Consider the following 17,385-nt stretch of genomic DNA (forward strand, 5'->3'; position numbering starts at 1 on the left):
ATTTTTATTTTATTTTTTAATTTAAATTAATTATTTATAATTAATAAATATAAAAAAAACAAAGGAGAGAGTATGTCAAAGATTTTAATTATTAATGCTGGATCAAGTTCAATTAAGTGAACCTTATTTGATTATGACTTAAATATGGTTGCTAAAGGTGTTGTTGAACGTATTAAGCAAAAGCTAGGGTTATTAACTATAGTTTTTAATGGTATAAAAACAACTAAGGAAGTTGCTTTGCCTTCATTTGATTTTGCAATTAATGAACTTGTTAAAGAATGAGAAGAAAATAAGGTTATTAGTGACTTTAATGAAATTGAACACATAGCATTTAGAATTGTTAATGGAGGACCTAATTTAAGAGAAACTTGTGAAGTTACTAAAAAAGCTATTAATTATTTAAAAGATGCTTTAGATTTAGCGCCTGTGCATAATAAAGGTGCACTTGAAACTATTTTAGCTATTGAAAAAGTTTTTGTTAAGCAAAGAAAAACTTTACACTTTGATACATCTTTCCACAAAACTTTAGACAAAATTGAATATACTTATCCTATTGATAATAAATTAAGTGAAAAATTAAATATTAGAAAATATGGGTTTCATGGACTTAGCCACCATTATATTGCTTTAAAAATGGAAGAAATTTTAAATAAAAAAGAAGTTAATATAGTTAATTTACATATTGGTAATGGCGCTAGTTTATGTGCTATAGAAAAAAGTAAGTCAATTGCAACTTCAATGGGTTTTACCCCACTAGCAGGGGTTATGATGGGCACAAGAAGTGGCGATGTTGATCCATCAATAATTCCATATATTATGAAACACAACAATTGAACTATTGATCAAACAATGCATATGTTAAATGAAAATTCAGGTTTATTAGGTGTTAGTGAATATTCTCAAGATTTTCGTGATATTAAAACACATATTGAAAAACCTCAAATTAAATTTACATATGATTTATATATTCAAAAAATTTCAGATTATTTAATTAATTATTTAAATAAGATTCAAGGCAAAATTGATGCTATTGTTTTTACTGCGGGCGTTGCTGAAAATAATAGTGATTTACGTAAACATGTAATCGAAAGAATTAATCTTATTCCTTTAGATATTGATGATTCAAAAAATAATCAAAATGATTTTAAGGAATATAATTTAATTTCTTCTAAAAAGAGTTCTATTCCTATTTATGTAGTTAGAACTAATGAGGAACTTTATATTGCTAAAGAAGCAAAAGAATTAGACAGGAGATAATATATGATAAGAATTTTTAAAATAATGCGACCAAAGTTTAAAATATTAGCTTTTGTTACAATTATTTTAACAATGCTACAAGTAGCATGTTTTTTACTTTCTCCTAATTTTTATGGTACTATAGTTAGTTTAATTGCAAATTCTAATTCAAGTTCAAGCATAACCATTCAAATTATTGGCAATATTAAGTTTAATGTAGCTAGCCCACTTGAAGGTCTAAAATGAGTAGCCATAATCTTTTTAATAGTTATATTAATTGGTACATTTTCATCATTGGGAGCTGCTTATTTAGCAAACTATATAGGTTTAGGTCATTCAAGAGACTTGCGTAATAAGTTGTGAGATAATATTCTAAGTTTTTCTAAAAAGGAAATAGATAAATTTACTCATAGTAATTTAATAACTAGATTTACAACAGATATAGCTAGAGTTAGATTTGCTGTAACAAATATGCTTAGAATGTTAATTATAGGTCCTATTAATATGATTTTTGGTATTACTTTATCGCTTTTTATAAATATAAATCTTTCTTTAATCTTAGTTGCATTAATTCCGGTTTTAGTTATAGTTATGGGTATTACTTCTTGAAAATTGTTACCTAGATTTAAAAAAGAAATTGAATTAGCAGAAAAATTAAATTTAGAAACTTCTGAAAGCATTTTAGGGATAAGAGTTATAAAATCATTTAATCTTGAAAATATTCAAGATGCTAAATTTATGAATGTTAATAATGGATTTGCAAACATGGTAAGAGGCAATTATTATGGTATTAATATTGCATTTAGTTTAATATTTTTATTTGCAAATTTAGCAATCGCATTTTTATTAGGTATTATTGGTCTTAAATATAAAGGTACATTAGATAAACAAGCGCATACAGAAATGATTCGTAACATAAATATATTTATAAATTATATATTTGTGGTTGTGCAAGGAATAATGACTACTACCTTTATTAGTTTTAATATTGCAAGAGGTGTAAGATCATCTAAAAAATTATTTGAAGTTCTTGATACAAAAACTTCAATACCTTTTGTAACTTCTGATAAAAAAATAGTAAAAGGTAATATTGTATTTAAAGATGTAACTTTTGCTTATGAGGATAAAAATATTATTGAACACATTTCATTTGAAATTAAACCCGGAGAAACTTTAGGAATTATAGGTCCTACTGGCTCAGGCAAAAGTACAATTACTAATTTAATAAATCGTGATTATTTAACCAAACATGGACAAATTTTAATTGATGGCAATGATATTAGTGAACTTGATACTATTTCATTAGTTACAAATATTTCATATGTTTATCAAGTTCCTGCATTAATTAATGCGTCAATTAAAGAAAATTTATTATTTGCTAATGCAAATGCTACAGAAGAAGATATTGAAAGAGCTACTAAAGCTGCATGCGCATATGATTTTATAAATAAATTTCCTCAAAAATTTGATTATGTTTTAGAACCTAAAGCTACTAACCTTTCTGGGGGACAAAAACAACGTTTGTCAGTAGCCCAAGGTTTAATTAAGCATCCAAAAATTTTAATGTTAGATGATTTTACTAGTGCTTTAGATGCTAAAACTGAAGCTAAAGTTAAAGCTAATATTAATGAACAATTTAAAGACACAACAAAAATTATAATTTCACAAAAAATTTCTGCTATCAAAGATGCAACAAAAATTTTAGTTATGCACCATGGCAAATTAGATGGATATGGAACTCATGAACAACTTTTAAAAACTAATAAGTTATATAAAGAAATTGCAGATGTTCAACAAGAAAGCGTAGGAGGAAAATAATGAATAATAAAAAATATTTTGATCCTTTTTACAGCGAAAAGAACCCAAAAGACATGACTAAAGAAGAATTGCGTGAAAGAAAAAAACTTCATGCAAAAATTAAAAAAGAAACTTTTGGCGAATTATTTAAATATTTAGTGCATCGTAAATTTTTAATTTTTGGACTTATTGTACTAGCCATCTTAAACGGTTTATTTTTTTCAAGTAGTTCATTTATTATTGGGATTATTATTGACAGAGCTTTGGGATTTGATCAATTAAAAATTGGCGGAAATTTTAGTTTGTTAACTTTTATACTTAGTATAGTAGCTTTAGTGGTGGTGTATTTATTGGGAAAATTAATTGATATTGGAGTTTCTTTAATTTGCGTTAAAATGGCCACAAACGCTACTAAACTTTTAAGATCCGATGCTTATAAAGCATTAATGAAAATGCCAATCTCTTTCTTTGATTCAATTAATACAGGGGAAGTTATGAGTATTATTTCAAATGATGCTGATAATATTTTATTTGGATTAAGTGATGTTATTGCTCAATTAATTACTTCAATTTTTGCAATTTTATTTTCATTTGGATTTATGATTTATTTATCTTTATACTTAACATTAATAACAATTGTGTTAATACCATTAATGTTTTCTTTTGTTGGTTTGATAATGAAAAAGGCTATGCCTCAATTTCAAAAACAACAAACAAGGTTAGCATCAATGACTACCTTTGTTCAAGAGTATTTAACAGTACATCATTTAATTAAATCATTTAATCAAACAGAAACTATTAAAAATAAGTTTGATAAAATTACTAAAAAATATTTTAATTCAGCTTTTAAAGCTAATTTATATTCAGAAATCATTTATCCTTATTCTAATGCTGCAATTTTTGCAATTCAATTTATTGTTGCTGCTATCGGAATAACATTTGCTTTATCTAATATTGGCAATGGTTGAAATAAAACAATTACTGTAGGTTTGTTAATTTCATTTGGTATTTATATACGTTTAATGTCTTATAATATTACATTTTTCTTCCAAAACTTTACACAATTCCAAATGGCATTAGTATCAACAAGTAGAATTTTAAAAATAAGTAAATTAGTTCCTCCAACTAATGAAGATAAATTAGAAAAAATGGATGATGTTAAAGGAATTGTTGAATTTAAAAATGTTTCATTTAGCTATACAAATGATCCAAACAATCTACAACTAAAAAATGCATCATTTAAGGCAAATAAAGGCCAAACTTTTGCGATTGTAGGCCCTACTGGTGCAGGCAAAACTACTATTATTAATTTATTAAGCAAATTCTATTTACCTCTTTCTGGAAAAATTTTAATTGATGGTAAAGAATCAACTTCTATTAATGAAAAATATTGACGCGATCAAATTTCAATAGTTTTACAGGATACATTTTTATTTAAGACTACAATAATGGAAAACTTACGGTATGCTAATAAAAATGCGACAGATGAACAAATTATTGCCGCAGCAAAAATGTCTAGAGCTGATGAATTTATTCAACAATTAAAAGATGGTTATAATGAAATTATACAAGAAGGTGGAGCTAATTTATCACATGGTGAAAGACAATTAATTGCAATAACAAGAGCAATTTTGGCTAACAAAAACATTTTAATATTAGATGAAGCTACTTCTAATATTGATACTAGAACAGAAAAATTTATTCAAGATGCTATTCTAGAATTAATGCGCGAAAAGACAGCCTTTGTTATAGCACATAGACTTTCAACTATTGTAAATGCCGATAAGATTTTAGTAGTTAATGGTGGTGAAATCATTGAATCTGGAACACACGAAGAACTTCTTGCTAAAAAAGGTTTCTATGAAAAACTTTACCATTCTGCATTTGTAGAAGATTAAAAACCAAAAATAAGTTATCTATTTATAGATAACTTTTTTATTTTTGTTATTTTTTTAATGTATTAAAGGTTGACTATTTTTGTATAGAATTAGCCCAAAGCCATAAAACTAATTTTATTTTTAAAAAAGTATATAATTGTTCTATTATGAAGAAGAACAGAAGAATTAAAAAATATAATTGATTCTTTATGCTATTTAAAAGAATGGGAGTAATTAAATATATTTTCATAATTTATATTTTAATTACCTTTCTTATTTCTTTATTCTTATATTGACCAATAACGCATACAGAAAGTTTTAGAACTTCAATTAAAAATAATGAAGTTACTTTTAGTTACATAGACGCCTTGTTCTTAGCTGCGTCCGCGTTTTCTGATACAGGTTTAACCCCAATTTCTATTGCTTATTCATTTAATATGTTTGGCCAAGCATTAATCGCTATTAGTGTTTTAGTTGGCGGTTTAGGAATATTTACTTTGAAGGTTTATATTCTTCAAACTATCTTTGGATCAAAAATAAATGTTTTCAATTCAGCACTTACCCAAATTGAACGTGGTTCAGCTGATGGTGGTAAAACTAAAAAAATTATTAAAGTATCTGTTTCAACTCTTTTAATTTCTCTTTTTATTTTTACAATTATTTTTACATTCATTTTCTATTATTCTCCATATGGAAAATTTAGTGATATTGAAGCTGCAAAATCATATGACTTAAGAACATTTAACCCATATGAATTTAATGTACAAAATCCAAAAGGCGATTTCGGGAAATCGCTTAGATATGCAATCTTTCATTCAATATGTTCAATTAATAATGCAGGATTTGATAATATAGGAAGCAAAAGTTTAATGCCTTATTATGAAGATTATTCTCTACAAATATTTACATTAATTGCAGCATTTATTGGAGGAGTTGGATTTCCAGTTATTTATGATATTTATAAAAAACTAAATAGTTATAGAAAAACTCAACCACGTTATAGAGTTACATTATTTACAAAATTAACTTTAATTACTTATGTATTTGTAAGCATTATTGGTTTACTACTTACATTTTTATTTGAAACAACTTCTAAAAATCAATTTTCATTTTGAAATCAAAGTCAATATGGTTCTACATTTGCAAAATCATTTGCTGTAATATTCCAAACACAAACTACTAGATCATCAGGATTTATAACTACTGATTATTATAATTTCACACAACAAACTTTATTGGTTCATTCAATTTTAATGTTTATTGGTTTCTCTTCAGCTTCAACCGCTGGTGGGATTAGAAGTGCAACAGTTGCTATTATCTTTTTATCTGTTGTATCAATGCTTGTTGGAAAAAAACAAGTGACAGCATTCAAAAGACAAATAGGCAAAGAAAACCTTATCAAGGCAATTAATGTATTTGCTATTGGTATATTTCTAGTTATTATTGGAGTTTTAATTTGTTATTCAACTACAAATTTAAATGCTAATAGTATTTTACCTCATGAAAAGAAATTCGATACAAGCCACATATTATTCGTTGTATGTTCTGCGTTTGGAAGTACAGGTTCACCTATGGGTATAATTCCAAACTTCTCAGGATACGGAAAAGTTACATTAATCATAATAATGATTATTGGTCAATTAGGTATTCCACAAACTATTTTAATTTGAGGAAGAAATAGAAAGAGCAACGAACACGTTAGATATATTTATGAAGATGTTGCGATCGGATAATAAAGGAGAATCATTATGAAAAACACTCTAAATAAAAAATCTTTCAAGCACAAAAAATTAAGTTCACCCCTAGCAATTGCGACAGTTATGTTATCTGGAGCAGCTATTGGTATGCTTGTTAATTCTTGTAAAATAACAAAACCAACCCCTCAAGAACCTGATGTGAAAAAAACTAATAGACAAGAAGCTGTTACTGGTTCAATTAAATATTTAGCATTAGGAGATCAATATTTAGATAATTACAATAGTAATAATTTTGAATATTTTGATGTCAAAAATAAAATTGCTTATGGGATATCTTATGCTTCTTATTTAGCTAATAACATAAATTTACTTTCTAACCAAACAACTTATTTAGATACTTTTTACAATTTAGGTTTATCAAATACAACAATTGATGATTGACTCTATTTAATTAATGCAAAATCTAAAAAATCAAATGACACTATTAGAAACTTAGATTTTAATAGTTCATTAAAGAAAACATTACAATTTGATAATAAAAGTGTTATTGAACGTTTCTTTAACGATTTTCAAGATGGCAAAAATGATAATTTAATTAGTCAAATTAAAGAAGCATCTTTAATGACAATTTCTTTAGGATTAAATGATTTTATTAATCCTTACGAATATTCTGAAAAATTATTGCAATTATTGCATTTAGCAAAAAGTAACATTGAAGATTTTCAAAACGAATTTAAAGATTGAATACAAGAAATTAGTGCAAAAGCAAAATCGATTGAAAGAAAATACAATACCTTAATTTCAGAAATTAGAAAATTAAACAAAAATGTAAACATTAGTTTAATTGGATATATTAGTCCATATGTAAAAATTGCTAAAGTAATTGAAAGCATTAATGCAGATTATTCTATTCAAGATATTTTTACAGTAATTAATCAAACTATCCAAAATGTTGCCAAAACAAATAATATTAATTATTTAAACTTTGAAAACCAAGAAGAAGTAGTTGACAAAAGTTATGAATTAGGAAATAGTTTATTTGATTCTTCGCTTAATAATTCTGCACATAAAAAATTAGCTCAAGAACTTTTCTTAAAATTATCTTTAACTAATGAAGAATATGATTTATTAGTTAAATCAAAGAAATTTAATCCAGAACACAAACCAAATGTGGCTTCTATTAATTTAGAACCTCAAGTTGATAATTTTTCTACTTACACTTCATATAAATCAATTAATTTTAATGAAAAAGCAACAATAATTAAAAACACTATTTTAGGAATATCTTCTCTAAATTTAGATAGTTATAAAAAAGTTTATGATTTTGAATCAAATGATATAAACAAAAATGCTATCAAAGATGCTGAAAATAATAAATTGAATAGAAACTTTGTAGTTGAATTTAAAAATTATTTTAATAGTATTAAAGAATTTGATAAAAAAGAAGTTACACAAGCTCTTAACCAATTATTTAGTTTATTTAATTTATCAAATAGTGAATTTAAAAATTCATTTAACTATTTAGCTTCTTCAGCATCACATAAAAATACCAAAGAAATAGTTATTACATTCATAAAAGAAATCCTTAATAATGAAACATTAAATAATCAAATTAATTATATTAATGCTGAAGCTGAAAAATTATTTGAATCAATTCATTATGAAGACAAAAATCTTACTAAGGTTTTAGAAATTATTTCTGATTCATTTAGTTTATACAATACACAAATATTTTCAAACATAAAAGAATTTTTTAATTCTTCATTTTCTTCTAATGAAGCAAACAAAAAATGATTAAATGAATTTGCAAATATTTTTATTGTGGATTTTGTAAATAGTAAACTATTACCACATATTTTTGGTAAAAACTTAGTATCATTTATTTCAACATTACAAACTAATACTAACTTCAAAAATAAGTTTACAAAGTTTGCTATTAAAGTAACTGAACTTATTATTACCAATAACTCTATTATTTCATCTTCAAACAATGTTCAAGAACTTATTAAAAATGTAATTAGTTCATTAAAAGTTGAATTTAATGAAATTATTGTTTTACTAATTGAAACAATTAAGGGAACTGAATATTTAGATTCTGTTGTTGAAACTTTAGCTAATAATTTAGCTAACAACTTTTCATTAAAAGAAACCGATATAGAAAATATTAAATACTTTTTACATAACTTTATTATTGGGTTTAATTCATTTGAATCAAAAGATAAGTTAATTAATTTATTAATTAATATATCACTAGACAATTTAAACAATAGTGAAAATAAAAATAATTTAAATTCATTTATCTCACAATTAATAACTTATTTATTTTCAAGTGAAGATAAATATGACTTAAATGAAAATCATTCGCTATTATTTGAAATTTTATCATTTATTCCTAATAATCCAGAACTTGATAAAGGTAGATATGTTTCAACATTTTCAAGTCTTATTAACAAATTATCATTGCATAAATTAAATATTACTAATTTGACAGACGAATCATTTAGAAATAGTTTAATTACATTGCTTGCAGATATTATTGATAATAAATTTAATAAATTAACTAGTGATGGAAAAGATATTTTAATTAATACCATTAATTTCAATATTGATAAGCTTTTAGATAAAAATGAACTTGTATATAACTCACTTAAAAACATAGTTAAGTTTTCTATCATTAATCCATTAAATAAAATAATAAAAGAAAACAAATGAGATTCAATTATTCTTAGTGCATTTTCACAATTTGCAACTACTGAAGAATTTACAAATTCTTTATTGGATGACGGATATGCAATTTTATCTTCTAAAAAATTAAAAGATGCAATTAAATTCACAATTTCAGACATTATTAGAAATAGTCAAAACTATAAAAACAAAAATTATGCAGATTTAATCTTCCAAATTATTAAAAATCAAGATCAAAATAAATTATTTAATATTATTGAAGTTTTATTGGAAAAAATTTCTTCAACTGATGCACTTAATAAGTTAACAACTATTATGGATGCATGATTACAAAAGACCATTAATGTCAAATTAGAACAAAGTGAATTAGAATCAATAAAATCATTAGTATCTAATATTCTTAAAAATATTCCTAATACTAAATTATTTGATAGAGCTAAAAATGCATTAGTTGATGCTGCAAATGAAGCTGATATTAATAAGCCATTCTTAGATTGCTTTAAGGATTTTGCTAATTTATTAAATAATAAATTGAACCCAGCTAACAATAAAGAAATCATTAATGAAATTATTGATGTTGTTTTAACTAAAAATAAAGCCGGTAATGCTAAGTATTCAATCAGTCAATTACTCAATGTATTTTCTCCTTTATTATCAAATAGAAATTTTGTTAATTATGTAACTTCAAAAATAGATTTTAAATCACAAGTTATTAACTTGTTAGACATAATTGATACTAAGAAATTAAACTTAGATAATAATATTACCAGTGATTTAAACTCTTTAATTAGCGATTTAAAATTATTCATTAATAAAAATTGAGAAACTAATATACTTTCTAAAATTAAAAATTTAATTATTAAATTATTTGACAAAGATACACTTAGCTCAATTAATAGTCTTGAAGAATTTGCTATTAAAGGTTTAACTAATTGCAAGGATATTATAGATAACATTATTGAATTATTATTTGATGATTTCATTTATGCTGCCCCAACTAAAAACGCAACATTTTCAAGATTGATTGTTGAAATTTTATATTCAAAATTAAAAGACAAAATTACATTAACTACAAATAACAAGAATTTATTGATAGTAACATTCAATAACATTTTAAATAAAGTACATACAACTAAGTTTTATAAGAACATAACTAAATTTTTAGTTGATGCACTAAAAGATAATATTAATAATCAAGGATTTAACTTTAACAATTTTGTAAGTTCTAAATTGCTTAACTTTGAAAATATTTTTACAAATTTAATAAGTGTTGAAAAGATTATTAACTTTATTAAAAATGACATTACAAGCAAAGAAATTAGAAATATTTGTGAAATATTATTAAATAATTTAGAAAATATTATTAATGCTATTTTACCTAATAATTCACAAAATGCATCACCAACTACACCACCTCAACCATCACAAACAGCTTCAATTAGACCAGAACAAATATTAGCAATTGTTATTGAATTAATTAAAAAAGTTGATAAAGATGATAAATTAGTTTTAATAGATTCTATTTGCGAAAATCTAAAGAAGATTTTGAAAAATGAATCACTAAAGAAATATTTAAATTCAACGTTTGTAAAATTATTTAATAAACTAGATAAAGATATTATTGATAAAACATTAGCTGAAACAAATTCTAAAAATGTTGAAGAGTTCTCATATTCAATATTTAATGAAATAGTAAGTGAATTAATAAAAGATGAAAATATAAATGATATTAAAGTTCTTTTAGTACATTACGCTAATAATGAAGCTCTTTATAACTTTAGTAATTTAGACGAATTATTAATTAAATTTTTAAAACACAATAAGTTAAATTCAATAAAGAGATTAGTAAAAAGATTAATTACTAATTTATTTAGTAATGATAATATTGTTTCAAAAAGTTCTATTTTAGCTATAAACTGACTTGACAAAGAAATTGGTTTAGATCTCACAAATTCTGAAATTAGTACCTTAAAAGAATACTTAATTTCATTATTTAAATTTATTCCATCATCAAAATTCTTTGAATCAACCATTAACAATATAAGCGATAAATTAAGCAATCTAGAATCTTTAGCATCACTAAAAACTTTAGGTAGTCAAGTTTTATCTTCAATTTTAGATCAGCTTAAAGAGTCAAATTCAATAAATGAAATCATTGATTTATTGCATTTAAAATCATCAACTTCGCAAAAATATACAACTATAGAATTAATGAATGTTCTAAAAGTTTTATTTGGAAAAGAAAAATTCTTAGATTATATTTTTGTTAAATTAGATCCAAAACAATTGATTTTAAAAATGCTTGATAATATTAAGATTAATGAAATCAAGTTCTCAGAACCTGTTAGAAGAGAAATTAGAAACATTCTAAATAATTTAAAACAATTTGTTAATGAAAAATTTGATGATAAAGTTAAGCCATTAGTTAAAACTTTAGTTAACAAATTATTTGATAAAACTATTGTTGAATCTTCAAATTCATTAAATGAACTTATTTCGAAATTCATTACATCCTCAACTCAACTTCTTAGTGATGAATGCGATAATTTATTTGAACATTTATTTATAAATGCAAGTTATAGTCTTGATTTTAAAAATAATATTGCTTCATTTTTAATTGAATTAATGGATCAAAACTTAGGTTCAGTTACTTGACCTGCTAATGGAAAAGAATCACTTAAGAGATCTATTGTTAAGGCTTTAAGCGCAATTCCTAAATTCAATATTGTAAAAGGCGCAGTTAAATCTATTTTAGAATATGCTTCAGATTATGTGGCTAAAAAAGGTTTTGATTTTTCTAAGTTTAGTATCTTTGGCGCTATTGACTTTATTGAAATTATTAATACTTTAAATTATGATGAAATAATTAAATTTGTTAAATCATTAACTAGTGAAGAAATTAGAAATGTTATTTTATTAATTTTAGAAAACATAAATGGATTTTCAAATATTGTTAATACAAGCACTTCAAGTTCTTCAGGATCGTCTTCTGGCGAATCTTATAATTTTGAAAGACCTAAAAAAGGAATTATAATTAACATTAATGTCTTCTTTAATTTATTAAAAGAAGGACTTGGTATTCTAAATCAAAATGATAAGAATTTAATTAAAGTTAAGTTGCCTAAGATTTTTGAATGATTTAGATCTGAACCTAAAACAAAAATTTGATTGAAAGAAAAATTGCAAATTATCAAAACTAAACTTGTTGAGTTTGATAGCAGCGCTAAAGAATTTGCAGAGCTTTCAATTAATAAAATTATTGAATGCTTATATGAAAAAGATGATGCTGAAAAATTCTTTAATTCTTTATTAACTTCATTAGTCACAATTGATGACTCAGCGCTTGCTTCATTAAATGGAATTAATGATTTATTTAAATATATTATTCGCGAAAACAAAACTGAAATTAAGAAGTTTATTAATTCACTTATATCATTATCATTGGGCGATGCAAACTATGTTGACAAAGCTTTACAATTTGCATTTAATTATTTAATTAAGCATTTTGAATTACAAACTAGTTCAGATGAAATAGATAATATTAAAGCAGTGCTTAAGAGAGTTTTATTAAAATCTAACAAATTTAATTTCATTTCTTTAATTATTGATGATTTAGTGGATTCATTAGAAAAAATTAATATTGTTAATGATGAAGGCCACTTTAATGCTAATGATGTTAAAACTAATATTACTAATACAATTAAAAACATTGAATATGATAAGTACATTAAGACAGAATATATTTCAGAATTAATTGAAACTATCTTAGATAAAAATCTACCAGTTACCCAAATTGAAAATGAGTTGTATTCTATTTATTCATTTATAACTACTAATTTAAGTAAATTTGCTAAAAAACAAGTAGGAACTTCAAATAGCAATAACACAAATCAACTTTCAGAAGAAGCAAAAAAAGAAGAACGTGAAAAGTTCCTAAAGATGCTTGAAAAATTAATTTTCAATGTTTTAAGTGCCGCTAATGGTTCGATCAAGCCAGATAATGAAAATGGTAAAGTGTCTTTAACAAATGTTATTTGAAGAATAATGAAAAATGAAGTATCTAAATTAAATTTAGATGGTGTACAAAACTTACCAATATCTGCTTCAAAATTAAAATGATCATTAGAAAAAGTTGTGGAATATGACGAAGTTAGAAGTTTAATAGAATCTTTAGTTAATGATGTTTTAGCAGGCGAAAAATTAGTTGCTAATAATTTAGGCCAATTAATGAGCAAAATTATTAGAAAGATAGAACCAAACTTAAAAGAAAACATAACTAAGATAATTTACAAATTCTCTCAACATGATGAAATTTTAAGCGAAATTGTTTCAGAAATATTTAACTTCCTTAAATTAGAAAATACAACTGAAGATGATGTTATTTTCTTAAAAGATCTTACTAAGAAACTAATTCCTGAACTTCTTAAAACTGAATTATTTACAAGAAAAATTCTTAAACGTTCAATTATTCAATTTGCGAATGCTGCAGAGACATTTGATATTCTTAACCCACGTGTATGAATTGAAAAAGCTATAGAAAAAGTAAAATCAGCATTAGGTGGAAACGATGCAACAATTATTGCTAACTATATAGGTAAAGATAAAGTTATTAATGGACCTACATTAGTTAAGTTAATTAACTTAGTTTTAGGTAAAAGTAAATATCCAGATTCGATAATTATGAATGCTTTAAGAAACCTTAACCAAGGTCCTGAAAAAACTAACTTAGCTTCTTTAAATAAAATAATAAGTGATGGAATTTCATCTGTATTTAGTCCTAAACCTAAAGGCGATCCTACAGACCCTGATAACATTACAATTTCAGTAGATTATCTAGCAACTATAAATACAGTATTTCAATTATTAGCTGATGAAGTAACTAAAGAATCAAAAACTATTCCAAACTATATGTCTCAATATAAAGTACGTTCAAAACAAGAAGCTTATAAAGCAACTTATAGAACATTAGTTTCATTAGAATGGGCTTTATTTGAAATGTTTGGTCGTGAAACATTAGAAGCTGATAGAAATAGAAATTATGGTATTGGTAGTTGAACTAGTGTGACTATTTATAAAGGAACACGTGCTATACTTTGAGAAATTCAAGAAGGAACTAACATTTCTTCTATTCCAGTTATTAATTCTAAATTCTCAGGTATGCAAAAAACCTTTACTAATGAAAAATTAAGACGTGAATTTACCAACTATTGTGTAAGTGTATCAGGCTGATGATCTAAAACTTACAAATATTATGAAGAAGAAGATTATACTCCTGATGCTATTATGTATTTAATTACTTCTAGTGGATATCACCCTAGTGAAAGTTCTAAACTTACTAAGTTTAAATATAAAGTAAGTGAAAATGGCCAACCATATGAAGTAACTAAAAAAGAATATATTCTTATGACCATTAAAGAAGGTGGATTTGGTAAGTTTATGAAACTTAACAATCAAAGATCTAAATCAACTTGAAGTGGTTTAAGTGACACTACTGAATATGATGATTAAAATTAAAAGCCGGATTTTTCCGGTTTTTTCATTTTATATTTTTAAAACCAACAAAGATATTTTTTTAAAATTAGCATAATTGTTATATACTTTATATGGTTATGCACCTTTAGCTCAGCTGGCAGAGCAAAGGACTCTTAATCCTTGGGTCGTGGGTTCGAGCCCCACAAGGTGTACCATATAAAAAAAGTTTGCTTATTAGGCAAACCTTTTTTTAATTTAATTTGTTTTTGTTTGGTTTAGTAAGTAGAATTATTTCATTTTTAATAATTTCAATTGGAACATTTTGTCCCTCTTTAACATCTCCATTAATAATTGCGTTTGCAAGTTGGCTTTCAACATGCTTTTGAATATATCTTCTAATAGGTCTTGCTCCAAATGCAGGGTCATAAGAATTATTTGCAATGTATTTGATTAAATCTTCTTTATATGAAATAGTAATATTTTGATTTTTGTATAATCTATCATTTAATTTCTTTAATTCAAGATCAACAATTTTATTTACTACATTTTCACTTAAACTATTAAATTGAACAATTTCATCAATTCTATTTACAAATTCAGGAGTTAAATGTTTTAATAAAACATTCTTAAGTTCATCGGCAGTCATTTTTTTGTTGCCTTCTTCAATATTGCCTAAATTTGAAGTCATAATAATAATTGTGTTTCTAAAATTAATATTTTTACCACGTCCGTCTGTAATAAAACCATTATCTAAAATTTGAAGTAATAAGTTTAAAACATCTTTATTAGCTTTTTCAATTTCGTCAAATAAAACAATTGAATAAGGATGTTGTCTAACTTTTTCAGTTAATTGGCCACCTTTTTCAAAGCCTATGTATCCTGGAGGCGAACCTATCAAACGACTAGTTGAATGTTTTTCCATATATTCTGACATGTCAATTCTAATAATTCTATTTTCATTGTCAAATAAGTTTTCAGCAAGCGCTTTGGCGAGTTCAGTTTTACCAACTCCAGTAGGACCTAAGAAAAGAAAACTTCCAATAGGTCTATTAGGGTCATTAATATTTGCTTTAGCTCTTCTTATAGTTTCGGCAACTAACTTAATTGCTTCATCTTGTCCCTTAACTCTTTCACTTAATGCTTGTTCTAAGTTAATTAATTTATTTTTTTGAGTTTCAAGTAATTTTGATACAGGAATTTTAGTTCATTTGCTTACTATTGATGCAACTTGTTCAGCATCAACAATTTCCTTGACCATTCTGTTTCCTTTATCAATTTTTTCTTCTAAGTTTTTAAGTGTCTTTTGAAGTTCAGGTATTAAAACATATTTAATCTTAGAAGCTTCTACATACTTTCCTTCACTTTGAAGAATTGTTAATTTATTTGTTAATTGTTCAATTCTTTCTTTAGTTGCAGAAAGTAAAGCCATATCATCTTGTTCTTCTTTTCATTTCTTTTCAAGGTTATGTTCATTGACTCTAAGTTCTTTTAATTCTTTATCAATGTCGCTAATTCTTTTCTTTTGTTTTTCGGTTTCTTTTTCGTTATTTAAAGCAACTTTTTCAATTTCTAGTTTAGCGATAGATTGTTGGACCTTTTCTAATGGAAGAGGAATGTAATTCATTTCAGTTTTAATATTAGAAGCAGCTTCATCAATTAAGTCAATTGCTTTATCTGGTAAATATCTATCAGAAATATATCTTGCAGATAAATTAGCAGCCGCTACTAAAGCTTCATCTTCAATTTTTACATTGTGATATGTTTCATATCTTTTTTTAATACCACGCAAAATAGTAATTGTATCTTCAATAGAAGGTTCTTCAATATATACTTTTTGCATTCTTCTTTCTAAAGCAGGATCTTTTTCAATTTTTTCTCTATATTCATCTAAAGTAGTTGCTCCTATTAAATGAAGTTGTCCTCTAGCCATTAAAGGTTTTAACATGTTAGCAGCATCCATAGATCCTTCATTAGTAGAACCAGCTCCTACGATCATATGTATTTCGTCAATAAATAAAATAATATCACCGTTAGATTTTTCTACTTTTTCGATTACAGCTTTCAATCTTTCTTCAAATTGTCCACGGTATTGAGTACCAGCAACTAATGCAGCCATATCAAGTTCAACAATATCTTTACCTTTAAGATTTTCTGGCACTTGATTTTCAACTATCTTTCTTGCAAGTCCTTCTACTATTGCTGTTTTACCAACACCTGGTTCTCCAACTAAAACAGGATTGTTTTTTGTTTTTCTACTTAATATCCTAACAAGTGCTCTAATTTCATCATCCCTATTAATAACAGGTTCTAATTTATTTTGAGTTGCTAGGTCTGTTAAATTACGCCCATATTCTTTTAATGGGTCTTTTGATTTATCATCATTAGGTGTAAAAGAAAAATCCATTTCAACCTCCTTAAGTTTTCATTTATTTTTAATTACTACTATATTTTAGCACTCTTTTGCCTTGAGTGCTAAAAATAATTAATTTTTTTTGTTTTTTTCTTAAAAATAAAAAATAATTTTTACTTTTTTAAGTTCCTTGAAAATATTTTTCTGATTACCTTATATATTTTTTGATATTAGCATATAATAGATAATGGTTATTAAAATATAACCAAAA

At 24.9% G+C, this 17,385-nt stretch carries 6 protein-coding genes and 1 tRNA gene; 6 read left to right on the forward strand and 1 reads right to left on the reverse strand.

All coding sequences use genetic code 4. The features are described from left to right. Positions 1–72: 72 nt before the first annotated feature. The 6 genes from F795_RS0100120 (at position 73) to F795_RS0100145 (ending at position 14,979) form a co-directional block, all read left to right on the forward strand. Positions 73–1,257, forward strand: a complete 1,185-nt coding sequence (locus tag F795_RS0100120; RefSeq protein ID WP_022935721.1) for an acetate/propionate family kinase — start codon at positions 73–75, stop codon at positions 1,255–1,257. A 3-nt stretch (positions 1,258–1,260) separates the two neighbouring features. Continuing rightward, on the forward strand, positions 1,261–3,054 hold the full coding sequence (locus F795_RS0100125) for an ABC transporter ATP-binding protein (protein WP_022935722.1): 1,794 nt from the start codon (positions 1,261–1,263) through the stop codon (positions 3,052–3,054). After that, entirely contained in the window at positions 3,054–4,931 is a 1,878-nt protein-coding gene (locus F795_RS0100130) for an ABC transporter ATP-binding protein (RefSeq protein ID WP_022935723.1), read from the forward strand. The genes F795_RS0100125 and F795_RS0100130 overlap by 1 nt, the downstream gene beginning before the upstream one ends. A gap of 146 nt (positions 4,932–5,077) precedes the next feature. After that, positions 5,078–6,643 (forward strand): TrkH family potassium uptake protein, encoded by a 1,566-nt coding sequence (locus F795_RS0100135; protein ID WP_022935724.1) that lies wholly within the window; start codon positions 5,078–5,080, stop codon positions 6,641–6,643. Positions 6,644–6,658: 15 nt separating this feature from the next. After that, positions 6,659–14,800: a hypothetical protein gene (locus tag F795_RS06060; RefSeq protein ID WP_022935725.1), complete on the forward strand. Its 8,142-nt coding sequence runs from the start codon at positions 6,659–6,661 to the stop codon at positions 14,798–14,800. Positions 14,801–14,903: 103 nt separating this feature from the next. Continuing rightward, positions 14,904–14,979 (forward strand) — tRNA-Lys (locus F795_RS0100145). Positions 14,980–15,014: 35 nt separating this feature from the next. On the opposite strand, the gene F795_RS03285 is transcribed toward F795_RS0100145, so the two are convergent. Continuing rightward, positions 15,015–17,168: an ATP-dependent Clp protease ATP-binding subunit gene (locus tag F795_RS03285; protein WP_022935726.1), complete on the reverse strand. Its 2,154-nt coding sequence runs from the start codon at positions 17,166–17,168 to the stop codon at positions 15,015–15,017. Between the last annotated feature and the right edge of the window lie 217 nt (positions 17,169–17,385).

The sequence above is a fragment of the Metamycoplasma orale ATCC 23714 genome, assembly GCF_000420105.1.
In the GTDB taxonomy this organism is placed as follows: domain Bacteria; phylum Bacillota_I; class Bacilli_A; order Mycoplasmatales; family Metamycoplasmataceae; genus Metamycoplasma; species Metamycoplasma orale.